At 61.7% G+C, this 19596-nt stretch carries 18 protein-coding genes; 10 read left to right on the top strand and 8 right to left on the bottom strand.

The features are described 5' to 3' along the window. Positions 1–142: 142 nt before the first annotated feature. The 4 genes from PFLCHA0_RS12155 to PFLCHA0_RS12140 all read right to left on the bottom strand — a co-directional run bounded on the left by PFLCHA0_RS12155 (position 143) and on the right by PFLCHA0_RS12140 (position 5195). Positions 143–2977, bottom strand: coding sequence for a TonB-dependent receptor (locus PFLCHA0_RS12155; protein WP_015635137.1), 2835 nt, complete (start codon positions 2975–2977; stop codon positions 143–145). Between the two features lie 97 nt (positions 2978–3074). Then, complete coding sequence (locus tag PFLCHA0_RS12150; RefSeq protein WP_015635136.1) at positions 3075–4040, bottom strand: FecR domain-containing protein; 966 nt, start codon at positions 4038–4040, stop codon at positions 3075–3077. Beyond that, complete coding sequence (locus PFLCHA0_RS12145) at positions 4037–4543, bottom strand: sigma-70 family RNA polymerase sigma factor (RefSeq protein WP_011060663.1); 507 nt, start codon at positions 4541–4543, stop codon at positions 4037–4039. The genes PFLCHA0_RS12150 and PFLCHA0_RS12145 overlap by 4 nt, the downstream gene beginning before the upstream one ends. A 211-nt stretch (positions 4544–4754) precedes the next feature. Continuing rightward, complete coding sequence (locus tag PFLCHA0_RS12140; protein WP_011060662.1) at positions 4755–5195, bottom strand: Lrp/AsnC family transcriptional regulator; 441 nt, start codon at positions 5193–5195, stop codon at positions 4755–4757. A gap of 139 nt (positions 5196–5334) precedes the next feature. Here PFLCHA0_RS12140 and PFLCHA0_RS12135 point away from each other — a divergent pair, with 139 nt between their 5' ends. From PFLCHA0_RS12135 to PFLCHA0_RS12110, 5 genes are all read left to right on the top strand, one after another. Continuing rightward, positions 5335–8382 (top strand): aminotransferase class III-fold pyridoxal phosphate-dependent enzyme, encoded by a 3048-nt coding sequence (locus tag PFLCHA0_RS12135; protein WP_015635135.1) that lies wholly within the window; start codon positions 5335–5337, stop codon positions 8380–8382. Positions 8383–8570: 188 nt separating this feature from the next. Continuing rightward, entirely contained in the window at positions 8571–9359 is a 789-nt protein-coding gene (locus PFLCHA0_RS12125; RefSeq protein ID WP_011060660.1) for an ABC transporter substrate-binding protein, read from the top strand. A gap of 63 nt (positions 9360–9422) precedes the next feature. Continuing rightward, positions 9423–10070: an amino acid ABC transporter permease gene (locus PFLCHA0_RS12120; RefSeq protein WP_015635134.1), complete on the top strand. Its 648-nt coding sequence runs from the start codon at positions 9423–9425 to the stop codon at positions 10068–10070. 9 nt (positions 10071–10079) lie between these two features. Then, a complete protein-coding gene (locus tag PFLCHA0_RS12115) occupies positions 10080–10739 on the top strand; it encodes an amino acid ABC transporter permease (RefSeq protein ID WP_015635133.1) in 660 nt (219 codons plus the stop codon). After that, positions 10736–11500 carry an amino acid ABC transporter ATP-binding protein gene (locus PFLCHA0_RS12110; RefSeq protein ID WP_015635132.1) on the top strand — a complete coding sequence of 255 codons (765 nt, stop codon included), beginning with the start codon at positions 10736–10738 and terminating at the stop codon, positions 11498–11500. Before PFLCHA0_RS12115 ends, PFLCHA0_RS12110 begins: the two co-directional genes overlap by 4 nt. 168 nt (positions 11501–11668) lie before the next feature. Here the strand turns inward: PFLCHA0_RS12110 and PFLCHA0_RS12105 are convergent, their stop codons facing one another. Then, on the bottom strand, positions 11669–12058 hold the full coding sequence (locus PFLCHA0_RS12105) for a MerR family transcriptional regulator (protein WP_015635131.1): 390 nt from the start codon (positions 12056–12058) through the stop codon (positions 11669–11671). Between the two features lie 74 nt (positions 12059–12132). Between PFLCHA0_RS12105 and PFLCHA0_RS12100 the strand changes: the two genes are divergently transcribed. From PFLCHA0_RS12100 to PFLCHA0_RS12090, 3 genes are all read left to right on the top strand, one after another. Further along, positions 12133–13212, top strand: a complete 1080-nt coding sequence (locus PFLCHA0_RS12100; protein ID WP_015635130.1) for an SDR family oxidoreductase — start codon at positions 12133–12135, stop codon at positions 13210–13212. A gap of 156 nt (positions 13213–13368) precedes the next feature. Further along, the gene (locus tag PFLCHA0_RS12095; RefSeq protein WP_015635129.1) at positions 13369–14268 is read left to right on the top strand and encodes a DMT family transporter; all 900 of its coding nucleotides are present in this window, start codon (positions 13369–13371) and stop codon (positions 14266–14268) included. A gap of 253 nt (positions 14269–14521) precedes the next feature. Continuing rightward, on the top strand, positions 14522–14950 hold the full coding sequence (locus PFLCHA0_RS12090) for a hypothetical protein (RefSeq protein WP_080644476.1): 429 nt from the start codon (positions 14522–14524) through the stop codon (positions 14948–14950). 22 nt (positions 14951–14972) lie between these two features. Here PFLCHA0_RS12090 and PFLCHA0_RS12085 read toward each other — a convergent pair whose 3' ends face one another. The 3 genes from PFLCHA0_RS12085 to PFLCHA0_RS12075 all read right to left on the bottom strand — a co-directional run bounded on the left by PFLCHA0_RS12085 (position 14973) and on the right by PFLCHA0_RS12075 (position 16700). Further along, positions 14973–15227: a bacteriocin immunity protein gene (locus PFLCHA0_RS12085; RefSeq protein WP_041117385.1), complete on the bottom strand. Its 255-nt coding sequence runs from the start codon at positions 15225–15227 to the stop codon at positions 14973–14975. A 181-nt stretch (positions 15228–15408) separates the two neighbouring features. Next, complete coding sequence (locus tag PFLCHA0_RS12080) at positions 15409–16095, bottom strand: HD domain-containing protein (RefSeq protein ID WP_015635128.1); 687 nt, start codon at positions 16093–16095, stop codon at positions 15409–15411. Beyond that, positions 16092–16700, bottom strand: coding sequence for a TetR/AcrR family transcriptional regulator (locus PFLCHA0_RS12075; RefSeq protein WP_041752159.1), 609 nt, complete (start codon positions 16698–16700; stop codon positions 16092–16094). The genes PFLCHA0_RS12080 and PFLCHA0_RS12075 overlap by 4 nt, the downstream gene beginning before the upstream one ends. Before the next feature lie 105 nt (positions 16701–16805). Here PFLCHA0_RS12075 and PFLCHA0_RS12070 point away from each other — a divergent pair, with 105 nt between their 5' ends. Further along, on the top strand, positions 16806–18320 hold the full coding sequence (locus tag PFLCHA0_RS12070) for a 2OG-Fe(II) oxygenase (protein WP_015635126.1): 1515 nt from the start codon (positions 16806–16808) through the stop codon (positions 18318–18320). Positions 18321–18608: 288 nt separating this feature from the next. Beyond that, positions 18609–19331, top strand: coding sequence for a lecithin retinol acyltransferase family protein (locus PFLCHA0_RS12065; protein WP_197731929.1), 723 nt, complete (start codon positions 18609–18611; stop codon positions 19329–19331). The last annotated feature ends 265 nt before the right edge of the window (positions 19332–19596 follow it).

The raw sequence follows: 19596 nt of genomic DNA, 5'->3' as shown, positions 1-19596 counted from the left end.
TGGCAATACCGCTCAGGTCAGGGGCGAGTGCCGGCCAATGGGGGCGAAAGCGGCCTACTCTACTGCGTCGACCCGCCGCAGTAAAAGGCCGGCGCAGCAAGGCCGCACCTTGCTGCCTGGTCCGGAGAAGGCCGCCCGCATCCTAGAACTTCGCCTGCATCCCCACCCGCAGCGTGCGCCCCGGTGCCGGCATGAAGCTCTGTGCCAGCGGGTCCAGGTAGTAGCGGTCAGTGAGGTTCTGCAGCGACACGTTGAGGCTGGCGTCTTCCTTCAGTTTGTAGTTGAGGAACAGATCGAACAGCGCCACTTCGCGGTAGTTCAGCTGCGGCGTGGTGGCGCCGGTCTGCCAGGGCTTATCGGCGGTAACCGTGGGGCCGGAGGTGTAGGTGATGCGCGTACCGAGGGTCAGGCTCTGGTCAAAGAAGCGCAGGCCAGTGGTCAGGTTGCCGGCAAAGCGTGGCGGGTTCTGGGTGTTGGTGTAGGAGCCCATGAAGCTGCCCGGGGTGCAGTCCGGGGTGTCGGCGGTTTTCTGGTAGGGATTGCTGGTGGCGCGCAGGGTGGCCGCGAAAGCCGCGTCGCAGGTTTCGGTCTTCAGGTAGTAGGTGGACGACAGGTCGGCAAACGCCCGCCCGGCATCGTAGCGGGTCTGCAGCTCCAGACCGCTGGTTTTGTAGCTGTCGGTGTTGCTGAAGCGCATCAGGCCCCACAGGCCCGGGCTCGGGTCGTAGTAGCGGGTGATGTAGTTCTTGATGGTGTTGTTGAAGTAGGCCAGCTTGAACGCCGCCGAGTCGTCATCCACCAACAGGCCCTTTTGCAGGGTGCTGGCGCCGATCTCCCAGTTGCTCGAACGCTCGGGCTTGAGGCCCTTGCCGGGCATCGTCTGCTGCACGCCCTGGCTGGTTTCGAACAGCGACGGCATGCGAAAGCCCTGGGTGTACGAGGCATATACGAAGGTGTCCGGCAGCACTTCGATATTGATACCGAAGGCCGGGGCAAAGGCGCCACCGCTGTTGCTGTTCTTGCCGGAGTAGTTGTAGCCGGTGACCACTTCGCCGACCTCGGACGGATAGACCGTGGAGTCGGTGGCGCCAAAGTCGTTGTAGCGCACGCCCTCGAAGGGGAAGTTGGTGTTCTGAAAGACGATGCCGTTGTTCAGGCGCGGGTCGGTGGCGTCGGTGTACTGGCCGTTCTGGTCGGGGAACCACATCATGTTGCCGGAATTGTCGCCGTTGGAAACCCGTAGGTAGCGCAGGTCACGTTCCTCGCGACGCGCCGTGGCCGTGGGCACGTGATCCTTGCTGCGATAGTGGGTGTAGCGCCCGCCGCCCCACAGGGTGAGGCTGTCCACCGGCTTGTACTCCAGCTTGCCGTTGAAACTGAACTCCTGCCGCGAACCTTCGCGCAGCATGCGGTTGGCGTTGATATCGTCCTGGGTGGTGGCCACGCTTTTCTGCGGGCGCAGTTCCTCCAGCTGGAACGAGCTGCCCAGGTCCAGCTTCAAGTCGCCGTAGCCGGTCTCGAAACGCGAGGTATTGGCCAGGCCACCGCCCACCCGGCGATCGGCCTGGCGGCTCCAGTTGCGGTCCGAACGGTAGGCCTGGGATGCCGGCGCCGAGACGGCGGTCAACTGGCTGGTCTGCGCATCGGTCATCCACAGGTCGGCGCTCAGGTCCACCAGCGGGTTGCCTGCAGGCAGGTAGTTGTAGCGCGCGGTGTAGGTGTCGATCTGGGTGTGGCCCAGGGGGTACTGGTAGATGCCGCCAGTGCCGAAACGGAAGATGTCCGAGGGCATGATCTCGCCGATGCGTCCGTCGTAGCGCCGGTAGCCCAGGTCGAAGGTGTGGCCGTCCGCCGGGCGCAGGGTGGTCTTGAGCAGCCAGGATTCGGTCTTCGACGAGGAGTTCAGCACTTCTTCCCCGGCGTTGTAGGTGGTGGCGACGCTGGTCTCTTCATCGCCGTAACGGTCATAGGTGCGGTAGCGATCCTGGCCCTTCTTGCCGGCGAAATAGTTGCCCTGGTTGCGATGGGCGTAGGCCGCCACCACATCGAAGAATTCATGGGAATAGGCGAACGCGGCACTGCCGGCCTCGGCCTCCGAGCCGAACAGCCCGCCGCGGCTCTGATGCGGCTCGGAGTACAGATCCTGGGTCTTGGAGTGCGGATCGCGGGAGGCCGGGGCCACACCGTTGTTCCAGACATCACCCTTTAGCCGCAGGCCGATATTCTGACCGTCCTTGAGGATGTCGCCGACCCCGAGGGTGCGCATCTTCACCGTGCCGCCTATGGCACTGGAGGTCAGGCTCGGGCCCTTGTCGATGGCGATGTCGCTGATCATGTCCGGGTCGATGTAGCTGCGTTGCTGAGTCCCGGCATAACCGCGATAGACATCCAGCGCCTGCTGCGAACCGTCCACCGTCACCGCCACCCGGCTCTGGCCCTGGATGCCGCGGATGTTCACATCCAGGCCGCCGCCATTGCGGCTGTCACCGACCTGGACCCCGGGCTGGCCCTTGAGCATGTCGCCCACCGACACCACGCCAAAGCGCTGCATGTCGTCGGCAGAGATGTACACCGATGAACGCGGTGCCCGGTACACCTCTTCCTCGTCAGGATTTTCGCCCTTGACCTTCTGGGTCGGCAGCGACACAGCATCAAGGCGCAGGCGCAAGGCATAGCCGCCGTCGGCCTGGCGCACGTAGCCCAGGCCGGTGCCCGACAGCAGCTGGTTCAAGCCCGCCTCGGTATTGAAATCCCCTTGCAGGCCCTGGCTGGTCTTGCCTGCGGTGAGCAGCGCACTGCCGGCCATGCTGATGCCCGCCTCGGCGCCAAAGCGCGACAGCACCTGGTCCAGGGGACCGGCGCCGATGCTGTAGTGGCGCTCGCCGGCAGCCAACACCACTTCACTACAGAGCGGCTGCAAACCGAGCAACAGCAGGCCGAAGGTATGGGTACGCAAGACACGAGCAGGGAAAATCATGCAGGGCTCCTAGGGATCGAAACCCACCTGTGCCGGTGGGTAATACCTGAAGGCCAAGCCAGATCGAAAAAACTATCGCGCCGGTGAAAAAAAAGTTTCAGGCCGGCACCACGGTCACCCAGTAACGGGTTCTTCGCTCAATGCGCACCGGCAAGGTATTGGCTACCAGGGCCAGGGCGGCATCGGTGTCGTCCAACTGAAAACTGCCGGTTACGCGCAGGCCCGCCACGGCTTCGCTGCAACGCAAGAAGCCCGGGCGATAGCGCGACAGCTCTGCCAGCAACTGATCCAGGCGCATGCGCTCGGCGGGCAGGATGCCGCGCATCCAGGCCTGGGCCAGAAACGTATCGATGGGGCTTGGCCGCCCTGCTCCCCGGCCATCGACTCGGGTTTGCCAGCCGGCCTGCAACGCCAGCGGTGCTGGGTGCTGCCGTGCGCTCACCTGCACCAGCCCGCGCAACACCGTCACCTGGGTGCCCAGGCGATCGTGACGCACCAGCAGGTTGGCACCACGGCTATAGAGCACCGCATCCGGGGTCGACAGTTGCAGGGATGCAGAGCCCGCCGGGGTGTCCAGGGCCAGTTCGCCCTCGATCAATTGCAGGCTGCGCTGCCGGGCGCTCAGGTCCAGGTTCACCGCACTGGCGGTGTTCAGCCATAGCGAGCCACCGTCGGCCAGGGCCCAATGGCGTCGCTCGCCGACGCCGGTGCGATAACTGGCCAGGGCTGAGCGCACCAGGGTGGAATCCGCCCCCTGCCAGGAAATGCCCCCCAACAGCCCCAGGGCCAGCAGGCACTTGAGCACCTGTCGCCGTCGCTGCGGATCGGCGCCCGCCGCTTGCAATGCCCGGCGCGCCGTGGCATCGGCCAACAGATTGGCCCCTGGCTGCAACATCAGCGGCAGGCTGCTGACCCGCTGCCACGCGTATTCATGCTCGAGGCTGGCTTGCCGCCACTGCTGCAGGGCCTGATGGTCCGCGGCGCTCATCAGCCCGGACTGCATCCGCACCAGCCAGTCGATGGCGTTATCCCGCACTCGGGGATCGACCGCAGCGCCACTCATTCAAAACGGCTCGCGTAACAGACACTGAAGGCCTTGCCCATGGCCCGCTGCACCTGGGCCACGGTCAAGCCCAACTGCGCGGCGATCTGCGGATAGGTCAGGCCATCGAGCTGGGACAGAAAGAAGATCTGCCGCACCCGCGACGACAACCCCACCAGCAGCGAATCCAGCTGCAACAGGGTCTCGATCATCAGATGCCGCTCCTCCGGCGAAGGCTCCTCCCCCACCGGCCGCGCCGCCAGGGCTTCCAGATAAGCCCGTTCGATCGCCTGGCGGCGCCAGCGATTGATCAGCAGGCCGTTGGCAATGGTGGCCAGAAAGGCCATGGGCTGGCGCAACTCACGCACATCCTCCTGGGAGCGCAGCACCCGGATAAAGGTGTCATGGGCCAGGTCCTCGGCATCGGCACTGTGCCCCAGGCGCCGGTGCAGCCAGCCCCGCAGCCAGCCGTGATGGTTCGCATACAACTGGGCGACGGGCGAAGAGAGGCTGTGGTTGTGCATGGCAGATTCGCATTAATGATAATGCTTCTCATTTTATGGTTTTGCGATGCACCTTGTACAGGGTGGGAAGCGGGCGATTGCCGCAAGGGAATGGGCCCGCCCTCCCACATCCGGCTGCCGGGGACGGGCGCCAAGCGAGCATTTCAGAGCTTTTGCGGGTGCGCCCGGCACTTCTCGCAGGCACATCCCGCCCGCTCTTCGTGTCGCAGAATCAGGAAGTCTGCCGGTCGATGTCGCGCCGAAGCACCACCGCCGTGGTGATGTCCTCGACGGACTCATGACTGGCTACGGCATCCCGGACTCGGTTCAGGTCATCAATGGTGCGGGATTCGATCTCGATCACCAGATCGAGCTGGCCACTGACCGAAGAGATGCGTCGCACCTGGGAGTGCTGGGCCAGCATGTCCAGCAGGCTGATGGCCGGCGTGCGTTTCAGGCACACCAGAAACATGGCGCGAATCACGTTGGCGTCGATTTCGCCAATATCCGCCCGGTAGCCCCTGATCACGCCATTGCGCTCAAGGTTGAGGACACGCTCGCTGGTGGCGCTTCTGGACAGTCCGATTCTCGCGGCCAGGGCCTTCAGGGCAATCCGCGCTTCTTTAGACAGAATGTCCAGTATTTCGCGATCTTTCACGTCCAGGTCGCGCATCAAGACTCCTCACTTTGACTACCGAATTTGTGCCGGTCGATTCCGACAATATGCAGGCCAACACCGACCGCATACCTACTGCCGTCAAGGATTTCGCATGCCAAGCTAACTGAAAACAATAACTTGGAAAACCATTACCATGACCAACCTTTCCCATCCCGCCCCGCAGTTCTCGCCCCGCGATGCCGAACAACTGGCCGAGCAGCTTTTCAATGTCGTCGCCACGGCCTCGCCCCTGGATGGCGAGCGCGACTGCAACTACCGGTTGAACACTGCAAGCGATGCGGGATGGATTCTGAAGGTGGTCAATTCGAGTGAACCGCGTACTGAAAGCGAGCTGCAGACGGCCATCCTCAGCCACCTCGCCAGCTACAACCCCGAGCTTGCCGTGCCTCAGCTGAAGAAGAGCCTTGCCGGTGGCTTCCTCGCCTCGGCCGTGGCGCCCTCCGGTGAAACCCATGCGGTGCGCCTGGTGAGCTGGCTGCACGGCACTCCCCTGGCCGAGGTCAAGCGCACCTTCGCCCTCATGCGCAGCCTGGGCCAATCGTTCGCCGACATGGATCGTGCGTTGCAGGGCTTCATGCATCCCGGTGCGGTGCGCGACCTGGACTGGGACCTGCGGCACGCCGCGCGCTCCAGATCGCGCCTGCATTTCGTCAAGGACCCTGGCCGACGAGCCATTCTGGAGCGCTTCATTTCCGCGTTCGAAAACACCGTGCAACCCAGGCTTGCGCGGTTGCGCACGCAGGTCATTCACAATGACGGCAATGACTGGAACATCCTCGTCGACCCGCAGACTCATCAGCAGGTCTCGGGCATCATCGACTTTGGCGATGCCGTGCATACGGTGCTGATTGCCGAAGTCGCCATCACCTGCGCCTACTCCATTCTCGACATGGAGGACCCCATCGGCGCGGCCGCCGCGCTCACCGCCGGCTTCCACGAGCGCTACCCGCTGCAGCCGCAAGAACTGGACGTGCTGTTCAACCTGATCGCCATGCGCCTGGTCATCAGCGTCACCTTGTCGGCCTCGCGCCACGAGCAGACCCAGGACAATCCTTACCTGGCCATCAGCGAAGCCCCGGCCTGGCGCCTGCTGGAAAAAATGGACCGCATGAACCCGCGCCTGGCGACGGCGATCCTGCGCAAGGCCTGCGGCTATGACGCGATAGAAGGTGCCGGGGCGGTTCGCCGCTGGGTGGATGAAAACCGCCACGCCTTCGCGGACATCGTGCATCCGGCGGCGGCGACCCTGAACAAGGCCATTGTGCCGTTCGCCGATGCCGCCCATGTGCTGACGGTCGCCTCCGCCGAGCAGCGTCCGGCAGAGGCGGCGAAATGGTGGAACGATTTTGCGGCTGAACATCAAGTGCCACTGGGCATCGGCCCCTGGGGCGAAGAACGGACCATCTACACCGATGCGGCATTTGAATCGCGCTTCATTGCAGGGCAACGTCGGATCATTCACCTGGGCGTCGACTTGATCATGCCGGCCGGAACGCCGCTGTACACACCGCTTGCCGGCGTAGTGCGCAGCGTCGAGGTCGAGCGTGAACCGCTGGGCTATGGCGGCTTGATCATGCTTGAGCATTCGCCTGAGGGCTGCCCGCCGTTCCTGACCCTGTGGGGGCACATGGCCCACGAAGCGCTGACCCGCCTCAAGCCCGGGGACCGTCTTGAGGCGGGCGCCCTGGTGGGCCACATGGGCGCAGACACGGAAAACGGCGGCTGGCTGCCCCATGTGCATTTCCAGATGTCCACCGACACCCAGTTGCAAGCGAGCGAGTTCATCGGCGTCGGTGAGCGCGCCTACCTTGAGGTGTGGGCCGACCTGTTCCCGGATGCATCGACCCTGGCCGGAATCCCTGCGGAAACCTACAGCCAGGAAGGCAGAAGCAAAGCAGAGATCGTGGCCAAGCGTAAACAACTGCTGCTGCCCAACTTGTCGATTTCCTACTCGGACCCGATCAAGTTCGTACGCGGTGATGGGGTCTGGTTGATAGACAACTTTGGCCGGGCCTACCTGGACTGCTTCAACAACGTCTGCCACCTGGGCCACTCCCATCCCGACGTGGTGCAGGCCCTGGCGCGCCAGGCTTCACGCCTGAACACCAACACCCGCTACCTGCACGACAACATCGTGGAGTACGCCGAGCGGCTCACCGCGACCTTGCCCGAAGGCCTGGCGGTGGCCTCCTTCGGCTGTTCGGGCAGCGAAGCCAATAGCCTGATGCTGCGCATGGCGCGCAATCACACCGGGCGCAACGATGCCATCGTGCTGGACTGGGCCTACCACGGCACCACCCAGGAGCTGATCGACCTCAGCCCCTACAAGTACAAGCGAAAGGCCGGCAAAGGCCGTGCAGAACACGTATTCGAGGCGGCCGTGCCGGATGCCTACCGCGCTGCGGATCACTGGCCGGTCGAGGAGCTGGGCAAGCGTTTCGCGCAAAGTGTCGCCGAGCAGATCGATAGCATGCGCAAGCAGGGCCGGGCCCCGGCGTTCTTTCTCGCGGAGTCCATTCCCAGCGTCGCCGGGCAACTGTTTTTCCCGGAAAACTACTTGCAGGAAGTCTATGCAATGGTGCGTGCCGAGGGCGGCCTGTGCCTGGCCGATGAAGTCCAGGTCGGCTTTGGTCGAGTGGGCAGCCACTGGTGGGCCTTTGAAACCCAGGGCGTGGTGCCCGATGCGGTGTCCATGGGCAAACCCATTGGCAACGGGCACCCGATGTCGGCAGTGGTGACCACCCGCGAGATCGCCGACAGCTTCAACAATGGCATGGAATACTTCAACACCTTCGCCGGCAACCCGGTTTCCTGTGCCGTGGGGCTCAGCGTTCTCGATGTGATTGAACGCGACAACCTGAAACTCAACGCACTGACGGTGGGCAACTACTTGCTCGATGGCTTTCGCACGCTGCAGCAGCGCTACGATGCCATTGGCGACGTACGCGGCCTGGGGCTGTTCCTCGGGATTGAACTGGTCACCGATCGCAAGAGCAAGGCTCCCGCTACGCAACTGGCCAGGAAGGTCGCCGATGGTGCCCGGGAGCGCGGAATTCTGATCGGCACCGAAGGCCCCTACGACAACGTACTGAAAATGCGCCCCTCGATGATTTTCAGCCAGAAGAATGCCGACTTCCTGCTTGAGGTCCTGGACGAAAGCTTCAAGGCGGCACTGCGCTAGAGCATCAGGATCGAGGCCGCAGCGCCCCAAACCGGGCTGGCCGACATAGTGTCGGCCAACTCCGGCAATGTGTCCGGCACGCGGACACCTTGCCGGGTGCTTTGCGCAATGACCTGTGCAAAGCTTTTCCCGAGGCCAGGGTGAAGAGCCCACAACAAAAAATAATAATTCTTCAAAGGTGCCATCCCATGCTAACCAGAACGCTCAAGGGTCTGCTTGCCGCATCCACCGTCGCCGCCGCGGCGCTCCTCTGCCCCGCAGCCGCTCAGGCTGATGACTTGCAATCGATCCGGGAATCCAGAGAGATCCGCATCGCCATGAGCGGGCAATACTCGCCCTTCAGCTTTGCCAACGAGCAGAACCAGATCGTCGGCTTCGACGCCTCCATCAGCGAAGCCCTGGCCCAGCGGCTTGGGGTGAAGGTCAGCATTGTCACCACGCCCTTCGACGGGATCATTGCCGGGCTCCTGGCCAAGAAATACGACGCCATCATCGCCTCCATGACCATCACCCCTGAACGCCTGAGGGCCGTGGATTTCGTCGGCCCCTACTACCACGCCGGCCGCACCATCGTGGTGAAGGAAGACTCGCCGATCAACAGCCTGGCTGACCTGAAGGATGTGACGGTGGGCGTCACCCTCGGCGATGCCCACGACAAATGGGCCAGGGCGCGCGGCAACCTGAAGGTCAAGACCTACAAAGGGCTTCCCGAGATGCTGGTCGACCTGGAAGCCGGGCGCCTCGACGCGCTGGTGATGGACAGCGTTCCGGTACTGGTGGCCGTCAAGGAAACCGGGCAGAAAGTGCGCATCATCACGCCACCCGACAGTGACGGTGGGGTTGAAGGCATGGGCATTGCGCTGCGCAAGAACAACCCCGAGCTCAAGGCAGCGATGCAGCAGGCACTGAACGACATGCTCGCCGATGGCAGCTACGAAAAGATCTCGATGAAGTGGATCGGCAAGGACATTCGCTGACTCATCTTCAGCCTGGCTCGACCTGGGGTCGGGCCGGTCAACCTGACCTTTTCGAGCCTGCCCATGGATCTGACACTCATACAGCGCACCCTGCCGTTTTTTCTGGAGGCGGCCTGGGTCACGGTGCACGTTTCGCTACTGGCACTGCTGCTGGGCCTGCTGGTCGCCATCGTGCTGGTGGCGGCCCGGCTGTCCGGCTTTTTCCTGCTTCGCTGCCTGGCCAGGGTCTACATCAGCGTTTTTCGCGGCACGCCCTGCCTGGTCCAACTCTTCCTCCTCTACTTTGGCGGCCCGCAGATCGGCCTTGAGCTGGAGCCGTTTTCCGCTGGCGTCATCGGCCTGGGCCTGAACATCGCGGCCTACATGGCTGAATCCATTCGCGGCGCCATCAGCAACGTCGATCCCGGCCAGGTCGAAGCGGCCCGCTCAATCGGTTTCGGCAAGGGCCAGACCCTGTGGCTGATCACCCTGCCGCAAACCGCCAAGCTGATGATCAGGCCACTGGGGGTCAATGCGGTCGCGCTGATCAAGGGCTCGGCCCTGGTGTCGACCATCTCGGTGGTGGAACTCTCCTACACGGCGCAGCGCTTTATCAGCTCCACCTACAAGCCATTCGAGATCTTCACGGTGTCGGCCATTTTGTACATCGCCATGGTCTACACGGTCAGGCTGATGGTGGACCACCTCGATAAACGCTTCGCGGCAAAGTGAGACGCGTCAATGCAAAGCCTCGATCTCAGTATCCTCACCCCCTATTCCGAGCTGCTGGCAACCGGACTCTGGTGGACCATCGTCCTGTTCCTCTGCTCCAGCGTATTGAGCCTGATAGCGGGCATAGCCTTCGCCCTTATCGTGCTCTACACCCCCAAACTGGTATCCCTTCCCATACGCTTCATGACCTGGCTGCTGATGGGCACCCCCCTGCTGCTTCAGCTGTACCTGATCTATTACGGCCTGGTGCAAGTGGGGATCGATATCCCGGCCCTCGCGGCCGGCATCATCGGCCTGAGCCTGCATTTTGCGGTCTACAACGCCGACGTGATTCGGGCCGGAGTCCTGTCGGTCGACCCCGGGCAGATTGAAGGTGCGCGCTCCATTGGCCTGAGCCGCAGCCAGGCGCAACGCTACGTGGTGGTGCCACAGGCACTACGCAATACCCTGGCCCCGCTGGGCAACAACCTGATCGTCCTGCTCAAGGACACCTCCCTGGTGTCGATCATCGGCATCGCCGAACTGGTCTACAGCGCCCAGCGCGCCGTGAGCGAAACCTACAGCCCGTTCGAGTTCTATCTGGCCGTCGCGGTGATTTATTACGCGGTCAATCTTGTCCTGGAAGCTGGCCTGCACCTTCTTGAAAATAAGGTAGAGATGTCACGATGACCACCGAAAAGCTCATGGTTGAAGTCAAGGGCGCGCGCAAGGCGTATGGCGCACTTGAAGTGCTCAAAGGCATCGATCTGTCTGTCTCGCGCGGACAGATCATCGCCATCATCGGCCCCAGTGGTTCGGGCAAAAGCACCCTGCTGCGCTCGATCAACCACCTGGAAGTGCTGAACGAGGGGGAGATCTGGCTGGAAGGCGAACACGTCAACCGAGCCTTGAAAGGTCGAGCCTTTGAACAGCACATCAATAGCGTGCGCCAGCAGATGGGCATGGTGTTCCAGCACTTCAACCTGTTCCCGCACCTGACCGTGCATGAAAACATCGCCCTCGGCCCGATCAAGCTCAAAGGGCTGACCAGGCCAGCCGCTCACGAGCTGGCCATGGAGTACCTGTCGAAGGTCGGCCTGGCCAACAAGTTCGACGAGTACCCTTCTCGCCTGTCCGGCGGGCAGAAACAGCGCGTGGCCATTGCCAGGGCCCTGGCGATGCGCCCCAAGGTCATGCTGTTCGATGAAGCCACCTCGGCGCTGGACCCCGAGCTGGTGGAAGAGGTCAACCAGGTCATGAAGCAACTCGCCGCCGAACACATGACCATGTTGATCGTCACCCATGAAATGCGCTTTGCCGGCGAAGTGGCGGACCGGATCATCTTCATGGACGGTGGCGTGGTGGTCGAAGAAGGCGCGCCACAAGAAATCCTGCAAAACCCGACTCACGAACGAACTCGGTCGTTCTTGAAAAAGCATTTGCATGCCTGAGGCACAGAGTCAAAGGGGGATGTCGGGGGCCGTTGTAGATGACATGCTCTCGCGCCATCTCGAATTTGCGCATGACCCGGCGCAAGCGAGACGCCTTGCCGCCAATGGAGACACCGCAAACAAAAGCCCTGATATGGCGACAACTGGCCGCCAAAAATAGCTGAGCGCTCAGCTGGAAGCGTCGTTCAACCGCTGCAGCGCTAGTTGCTCGGCAGCACTGGCTTCGAGCTTTGCACGCTCTTCATCCAGATACCGATAAATGCTTTGGAAGTTGGCGATTTTCTGTTTGATTTCTGCCATCTTTTTTTCAATGAGCTTGGCGCCCTCGGCGCAGTCGATCAGCTTGTTGCGCTGCGCATCGAGAATCTCGCCTATTTCCCCCAGGGAAAACCCCATGCTTTGCGCGCGCTGGATGAAGTCAAGATCCTGCAGAGTTTGTGCGTTGTAAACACGATAGTTGTTCGTTCGCCGCTGCGATGAGATCAGGCCGATTTGCTCGTAGTAACGCAGCGTATGACGGCTGGCGCCGCTGCGGGCCTCGATTTCACCAATTTTCATGAAAACACCACTTGACCATAGAGTTGGGTCGATAGTTTACGCTTGGTTTCTCACCTTCAACAAGGAACAGGGAAATGAGCGTGGAGTGCTTTGTCACCGGGGGTACCGGCTTCATCGGTCAACATTTGCTGGCACACCTGAGTGCAAAAGGTCACACCGTTCGGGTGCTGATGCGTCGCCCGGAGCGACTCGCGGCACTGCGGGAGCAAGTCGACCATTTGGGCGGCTGCGCCTCCCGGGTATTGGCCGTGGCCGGCGATCTGGAACGGGATCAGCTCGGGCTGAGTCCTGCCGACCGAGAAGCGTTGAGGCACGCCAGAGTCGTCTTCCACCTGGGTGCCCACTTCGCCTGGGGGCTTACCTTGGAACAGTCTCGTGCGGTGAACGTGGAAGGAGCCAAGCGCGTGGCGCTGCTGGCGGCTGAGCAAAACAGCCGGTTGGTGATGATCGGCGGCTACATGCTGCAAAATCATGAACACCTGCGACGCATCGGCATCGATCCTCACCATCCGCAGCGGACCGATTGGCCTGCGCTTTACCGGCATGTCGGTGGTTACGAGGCGAGCAAGCTGGAAGCGCATTTTGTGACCCTGGAGACCATGTCCGCCAAGGGCGGAGAGTTGACCGTTGTCCACCCCGCGACAGTGTGTGGCCACAGCCGCACGGGGCATATCCTCGACGGCCAGCCGCTGGTGGCGCTGATACGCAACCTGGTGCAGGGAAAGCTCACGGCCGTGCCCGGTACCGCCAGGCACTGGCTGCCACTGGTCACCGTGGACTACCTGGTGGAGCTGATGACGGCGAGTGCTTTTGATCCGGCCATGGCGGGCCAGGAACTGCTGGCGCTGGATGCGCAAACGCCCAACTTGCGAGAAATGTTGGTGCAGGTGGCACAACCTTTGGGCTTGAAGTCTCCCAAGCATCACGTTTCGCTCCGACTGCTGAAGTGGCTACTGAGCATTCCTCCCGTCGCGCGATTCATGAATACCCAACCCGAAGCCTTGGACTTCATCCAGACCACTCGTTTTGATACCGCGGCCGTCGAGCAATTTGCTAGCAGGCATGGCATAGCCAAACCGGATATACGTCAGTCGTTGCAGCACACTGCAACCTTCGTCAACGCTCATTGCATGGCCAAGGGTCAGGCCGGCTGACCTCTCCCTTCAAGGTCGGCAGTGTCCTGCCGGACGAACTCACTTACCCCCCCATCACCACCGGGAGTGCCGGGAGTTTCGTCCACTCAAACTGTGCGCCGCCGATGTAGAGCGGCATTCTATCGAACAACCATTCAGCGACAGGGATCGTCATCGATGCCATCCACTTTCAGCAAAGGCGTCATATTTGCACTGTGCGCTGCGGCACTGAACGCAACGATCGGTGTACTCAGCAAAGTCCTCATGAATAATGATTTCACCGCGAGCAGTGTCGCTGTCATCAAGACCCTACTGGGTTGCGTGCTGCTATCAATCTTGCTGTTTTTCCTCAAGCGCCCGGAGAAATCGAGCCAATGGATCCAGGCAGCTATCTGCGCATTTCTTGGCATCTTTGTGCTGTTCCACTTCGAAACCTCCGCCTATCGACACTACGCGGCAGCAGGTGTGGTGGTGGTCCTGATGGCCAGCGCTTCCATTTCCTCGATCATTCTGGGGCGCATTTTCCTCAAGGATCCCATCACCGCGAACGCCACCGTTGGCGCCGCACTGGCCATCGCCGGGATCTCAGTGATCTTCGGCGGCGACCTGCAGCAGGGTTTTACCCTGCAAGGTGCGGCGCTTGCCGCCATGGCCGGCTGCGGCTATGGGGCCTTTTCGGTTGCCATGAAGCGCATGGGGGTGTCGGGAGGACTGCATTTCACTCGCCAATTGTTGTTCTTCGGCGGCCTGTACCTGCTGCTGCCAGCGGCAGCCGATGGATTCACAATGGGCGAGCTGTCGCCGCTGGCGATCGCCGCCCTGCTGGCGCTGGCCACGCTGCCGACAATCCTGGGCTTCTTCTGCACTACCAAGGCCATCGAATATCTCAAGCCATCCCAAGTGCAAGCCCTGGAGCTGACCGAGCCGCTGTTCGCCGCGCTGCTGGCGTTTGTGGCGCTCAATGAAGTTCCCCGTGAAAGCCTGTATGCAGGAGCGGCACTGATCATCCTCGGCCTGTGTTTCTCCAATGAACTGATTCGCTTGGGCAGCAAAGCATCAGTCGCGTCGGCCGAATGAGCTGCTCTGGGTCTCTGATTACTCTGGTGATCGGTGTTTTGTTAAGTGTTTCAAGCCACTGGCCGCGTCACAAGGCCTTTGAAAAAGTGCAGGTCAGCGCGGTCACCATCGGCACCGGGCTCAAAGCGTCTTGTGCTGACAGTCAGCACAAGACGCCACACAGCAGCCGGAAGTGGACAACGACCGGCTGCGACACTACCGTCTCCACTCTCAACCCGCCCCCCCTCCCCAAAAAAACGCCCAAGGGATGGAGATGAAATTCTTGCCCCGCCACGCAGGCACGCGCCGGCCCTGGTACGTAACGTTGCTCTGGATAGCGCTACTGTTGTGGCTGGCTACTCATTGGGACTTCGCGTTGCCAAGGGTGAATGTCCACTACTCGCCCTCAGGCCAGGACGCGCTCAGGTACATCTGGAATGTCCAGGATCGGATTGATAAAGGAGGAATGCTTCCCGGAGGCGGCGCAACCGATCATGGCGCACTGTTCCCGGACGAGGAGTTCTTTATGGAGTTTTCGTGGTGGAGCAAAATCACCAGGCGTAATCATTGCATCAGCATCAGCCCGCAATGGCCCACTACCGATATCTACCTGAACGCCGACGGCGACATCGACCAAGGTCAGACAAGTGCAACGAATATCAGCCGGTTGGCAGCCTGTCGGTGGGATCGAGCCAAGCCTTAGATTGATATCACTGGCGCCTCAATCAGTCGTTCTTGAATCCCGGCAGTCCCTGGGCTTTGCGCCACTGCTTCACTGTCTCAGTAACACCCTCGGCGGAATGATCCGCACCGGGCTCAGGGTGGAAAATCAGGTCGTAGCCATCTGGATGGCCTGCGAGATTACTGAACCTTTCAAGCAACTCACCTAGCTCATCTGCCGTCCCGCCCTTGTTGACGACCCGGATGTCTTTGACGAAGGAAATGAATTCGGCCTCGGTAAAATCAGAGATATCTTCCATGCTGTGCTTATTTTTCCTTGTGAAGGTCATTGTGATTTCGCGGGGTGTTAACCCTGAATGTTTATGCGTCGGACGCCGCCGCCTCGACAGTGCGTCCGGATAGCCCCCAATTTCGTAGACTCTTGGATTGACCGCTGGTGGCCGATTGCCGCCGCTCACCAAGGCAACCTGGGAGCGCTCCTCAGTCGAGGCGGTTGATGGCGCGTGCAAGATTAGCGCGCGCTTGCTGTTCGAATGCATCGAAGAATGGGCCGGTCGTATAGATGCGTCCGCGTGCCAGGAAGCCCTCCAGGACCTGGCGCCGCTTTCGGCGGTACACAAACAGAGGTACATATCGGTACTCGCGACGGACTTGGCGGTCGTACTCCTCAAACCGCGCGGCCGATGCCCCAAGAATCGCCAGATCCGTGTCCACCAACACGGCCTCGTCTGCCGACGCTGGAGCGCCGTCGTGTCGCGTCACCATGATCAGGCCGTAAAGCCTGCGCCGGATTTCATCCCCCAGGCCGCTATCCCGTGCCACGTCGTCCAGCCATTGCGCACTGCGCAGCTCGTTGTCGCTGCGAAGGGGGTCGTATAGGGCGTCATGAAACCAGAGTGCGAGGTCGACTTCAGCGGGGGCGTGGCAAGCAGCGTTGATGAGCCGGCGCACCTGGAGACATTCCTGCAAATGCTGGCAGTTGTGATATGCCCGATGGGGCTCGCGGTAGCGTCGAAGGAGCTCTTCATAGGTTGCTCGCGCCGGGCATCCGACGCCAAGCTCCGCCCAGACGCGCGCCCAGGCGGCAAAATCCACACCCTCAGGCACCTCGGGGGCGCTGTGCGCGCCGACCGGGAAGAGGCTGCGCCCTTCAGGTGTTCCCCTCATCGCTCCTCCTCCCCATCAATGTAACGCTCGACCCAGGCGCTCAACGTCGGTGCGGCGAAGGCCGTCGGCAGCAATGGCCGCGCCGTGGTGGACAGCGTGAACGCCCCCTGGATAAAGCAGGTAATGCCCGCCACCAGCGCATCGAGCCCTCGGGCGCGGCGTCCGCGTTCAGCGAACCGCTGCCGGAGCAGGCCCTTGAGAAGCTTCATCTGCGCCGCTAGCACAGCCTGATAGACCTCACGCACGTCTGGGTCGTGGGCCGACTGCTCGCCGATCATCACCCAGGCCGCCACCGCATCGGGCTGTGCGTCCGAACCGTAGGCAAGGTGTGCTGCAATGTAGGCCTGAAGCCTTTGCTCGGCGGTCTGGGCCTCAGCGGCCCGGGACTCGTAGCGCTGATGGGCGTAGCCGGCCAGTGAGTCGACCAGTGCCACCAAGATCTCGCGCTTGTCCTTGAAGTGGTAGTGCACGAGGCCAGGCGCTAGCTCCGCATGCCGGGCGATGGCCGCTACGGTTGCGCCAGCGTAGCCGGCCTTGGCCATGACGGCCTGGAGTGCCGCCACGATCTGGCCGCGTCTTTCATCAGTGTTCGAGCGCCGTGCCATGTCACCTTTCCAATGTTGGTTGCGCGACCAGCTTAGCATTGACATTGACCCTGCCACACCCTAGCTTTCCGAATATTGGTTATCAGACCAATTTTGGAGATCACGATGAATTCCTTCGCTGAAAAACTGGTGGCGGGGGCCACGGCTCCGTCGGCCTCGGTCGAGCTACCGCTGGGTGACAAGGTGCGGTGTGTCCTGGTGCACGAGTTTCTTTCAGCCAGCGAGTGCGAAGCGTTGATAGAAGCCACGGAGCAGTGCGGATTCGCCAGCGCAGGGTCTGACTACCCGTCCTCCTACCGCGATAATGACCGGATCGTGGCAGACGACCCAGCTCTGGCCGGGCGGCTATTCGAACGCTTGAAGCACTGCGCCTTGCGGATGCCGAGGCTCGGGACGGTGATCGATGAGGACGGCTGGCGTCCGGTCGGCATCAATGAGCGGCTGCGCTTCTGCCGCTACCGGCCCGGCACCCAGTTCCGCGCCCATCAGGATGGTGTACACCATCGCCAGCACCAACAGTCACGCCTGACTTTCATGATTTATCTTAACGACGATGCATTCAGCGGCGGAGAGACCGTGTTCTTTGAGGGACGGTCCGCCGCCATGTCGAACCGGGATTCCACGCTCAGGCTGCGCCCCCGAAAGGGCAGCCTGATCGTATTCGACCACACCCTCTGGCACGCCGGCGCCTTAGTGGACGCTGGCCAAAAATACGTCATGCGCAGTGACCTGATGTACGAGCCACAGCAATCCTTGCACGTCGACGGCCCCTTCCAGCCGGGCCACCGCGGTTACGTATGGGCGCTTGCCGACCTTGGCGACAGGGGCTTGGCAAGCGCCGGGCGTGACGCAACCATCCGGCTGTGGGATCGCGAGGGCCGGTGCCTGGGCCAGCTTGACGGACATACACAATCCATTCTGGGTCTGGTGGACGTGGCGCCTGGCGAGCTTGTTTCTCACTCGCGGGATCGAACAGTCCGGCATTGGTCCTTGGCGACCGGCAAGTCAAGGTTGGTCGGCACATCGGATTCGGCCGTCCTGTCCTCGGCAAAGTTAGGCGCTGGCCGCTTCGTAACCGGGGCTGCTGACGGTCGCGTGACAGTCTGGAACCTGGCGACAGGTGCCACGGACAGACGTCAGGCCCACGCCTGCTGGGTCTGGGCGATCGCGCCTACGGCCAAGGGTGGTTTCGCCACCGCATCGGAGGATGGAACCGTCAGGCTGTGGCAACCCGAGGAGCGGGACTGCGTACAAGTGCTCGATCTGGGCCGCCCCCTGAGAACGCTGGCGAGCTGGATCGACGCCAATGGCAGCGTCACCTTGGCCGTTGGTGATCTCGACGGCGCGGTGCACCTGCTAGCGACCGAACCGATGCTGGCGCTCCTGGATTGCCTTGCCGCTCATGACGGGCCTGTCCGACGCGTGCGCTTCGAGGCGCGACACATGCTGCTGACCTGCGGCGAGGACGGATTCGTCAAGCGCTGGAACCTGCCCTCACGGCAAGGGGTGAGCATCGGCTCACACGACAACTTTGCAACCGATGTGCTCCCCACCCGCTCCGGTGGCTGGATCAGCTGTGGGTATGACGGCCGGATATTGGTGCATGGCGACAAGGGTTAGGACGCCCTACTCCTGCGCTACCCAATACCCGTGCTTTCGAGCGCACATACCGCAGTGATACCCGAAGCGCCCAGCCCGCGAAAAGACGCAACGTAAATAGCGGCATTTTGATGGCAACCACTGGGGCCCGATGTTTATGATGCAACCTATGCTCGGGGCGACAATCTTGGCGATACGCCCATGAACAGCTGGAAATGCCTGCATGAAGATTGCGACACGGATCAAGCCCCTCGATATCACCGGAACGCTTGCGAGTGCCGCCTTCAAAAGCACATCACTGGAGCCTGATTGGACATTTACCCCACTGGAACTCATCTTATTGTTGGTCGAGGTCTCTATACCCACCACGGGATTTTTGTCGGCAGAAATCGCGTGATCCACTATTCCGGTATGGGCTCGGGTCTTCATAAGGGATGTATCGAGTCGACCTCTCTTGAAGCCTTCCTGCAAAACAAGAAAGCGCGAATCAAGACCTACAAAAAGGTCTACTTCCGCGGGCCCGAAATCTGTCGTCGGGCGCGCTCCAGGCTGGGCGAGGATGAATACAATCTTCTGTTCAACAATTGCGAACACTTCGCCACCTGGTGCGCCACCGACCGGCACTCCAGCGAACAGATCAACGCCGCGACCGAACGCCTGAGTAGCAACCTCGTAACCCACCTGCTGATGCGCCAAGTGGCAAAGCAAACGGCCGAACAAACGACCAAGGTTCTACTCACTAAAGCGGGGACCTCGGCCGCAGGCAAAATACTGGCCGGCCAGGCAACCAAGACCGCAGCCAATCACGTGGCCCGATCATTGGCTGGACAGGCCGTGGCCAAGGGTGCAGTCAGCACCGTTGCAGGTTTCGCGGCTACGGGTGGAGTTTCCAGCATGACGGCTGTGGGGCTGAGCACAGTCGGTATCGTCGGAGGCACAGCACTTGCCCCGGCGGTGGCAACAGCAGCCGTCGCAGTAGGCGCGGCCTATGTGGTCAGTAGCATCTGGGATTTGGTTACGGACTGGTGGTAGGTCGTTGAGACTTCAGCAACGGCCTGCCCCTCCAGTAAAAAGGCGACGCATTGCGGCGCCTTTTTCGTATCTTCAGAACTCAACCGGGGTGTACGCAGGATCAGCCTGCCCCATGGTTCTCTCACCCAAGGCGCGCAGCAGATCGCAGCCATCGCTGGCAAGTTGCATCGACCGGTTGCATTCACAGCCAGAATCGTTTCAAAAACACACGGTGATCAGCTTGTGACAGGTTGCCTTCGCCCGGAAGCAGCCTCTCACAAGCGAC

The organism is Pseudomonas protegens CHA0, from assembly GCF_000397205.1.
Lineage (GTDB): Bacteria > Pseudomonadota > Gammaproteobacteria > Pseudomonadales > Pseudomonadaceae > Aquipseudomonas > Aquipseudomonas protegens.
The sequence above is the reverse complement of the archived record's forward strand: the minus strand, read 5'-3'. Positions and strand labels throughout refer to the sequence as shown.

Excerpts from the sequence above, each read along its gene's own strand:
- PFLCHA0_RS12155 (WP_015635137.1), bottom strand. The coding sequence starts at position 2,977 with ATGATTTTCCCTGCTCGTGTCTTGCGTACCCATACCTTCGGCCTGCTG.
- PFLCHA0_RS12150 (WP_015635136.1), bottom strand. The coding sequence starts at position 4,040 with ATGAGTGGCGCTGCGGTCGATCCCCGAGTGCGGGATAACGCCATCGAC.
- PFLCHA0_RS12145 (WP_011060663.1), bottom strand. The coding sequence starts at position 4,543 with ATGCACAACCACAGCCTCTCTTCGCCCGTCGCCCAGTTGTATGCGAAC.
- PFLCHA0_RS12140 (WP_011060662.1), bottom strand. The coding sequence starts at position 5,195 with ATGCGCGACCTGGACGTGAAAGATCGCGAAATACTGGACATTCTGTCT.
- PFLCHA0_RS12135 (WP_015635135.1), top strand. The coding sequence starts at position 5,335 with ATGACCAACCTTTCCCATCCCGCCCCGCAGTTCTCGCCCCGCGATGCC.
- PFLCHA0_RS12125 (WP_011060660.1), top strand. The coding sequence starts at position 8,571 with ATGCTAACCAGAACGCTCAAGGGTCTGCTTGCCGCATCCACCGTCGCC.
- PFLCHA0_RS12120 (WP_015635134.1), top strand. The coding sequence starts at position 9,423 with ATGGATCTGACACTCATACAGCGCACCCTGCCGTTTTTTCTGGAGGCG.
- PFLCHA0_RS12115 (WP_015635133.1), top strand. The coding sequence starts at position 10,080 with ATGCAAAGCCTCGATCTCAGTATCCTCACCCCCTATTCCGAGCTGCTG.
- PFLCHA0_RS12110 (WP_015635132.1), top strand. The coding sequence starts at position 10,736 with ATGACCACCGAAAAGCTCATGGTTGAAGTCAAGGGCGCGCGCAAGGCG.
- PFLCHA0_RS12105 (WP_015635131.1), bottom strand. The coding sequence starts at position 12,058 with ATGAAAATTGGTGAAATCGAGGCCCGCAGCGGCGCCAGCCGTCATACG.
- PFLCHA0_RS12100 (WP_015635130.1), top strand. The coding sequence starts at position 12,133 with ATGAGCGTGGAGTGCTTTGTCACCGGGGGTACCGGCTTCATCGGTCAA.
- PFLCHA0_RS12095 (WP_015635129.1), top strand. The coding sequence starts at position 13,369 with ATGCCATCCACTTTCAGCAAAGGCGTCATATTTGCACTGTGCGCTGCG.
- PFLCHA0_RS12090 (WP_080644476.1), top strand. The coding sequence starts at position 14,522 with ATGAAATTCTTGCCCCGCCACGCAGGCACGCGCCGGCCCTGGTACGTA.
- PFLCHA0_RS12085 (WP_041117385.1), bottom strand. The coding sequence starts at position 15,227 with ATGGAAGATATCTCTGATTTTACCGAGGCCGAATTCATTTCCTTCGTC.
- PFLCHA0_RS12080 (WP_015635128.1), bottom strand. The coding sequence starts at position 16,095 with ATGAGGGGAACACCTGAAGGGCGCAGCCTCTTCCCGGTCGGCGCGCAC.
- PFLCHA0_RS12075 (WP_041752159.1), bottom strand. The coding sequence starts at position 16,700 with ATGGCACGGCGCTCGAACACTGATGAAAGACGCGGCCAGATCGTGGCG.
- PFLCHA0_RS12070 (WP_015635126.1), top strand. The coding sequence starts at position 16,806 with ATGAATTCCTTCGCTGAAAAACTGGTGGCGGGGGCCACGGCTCCGTCG.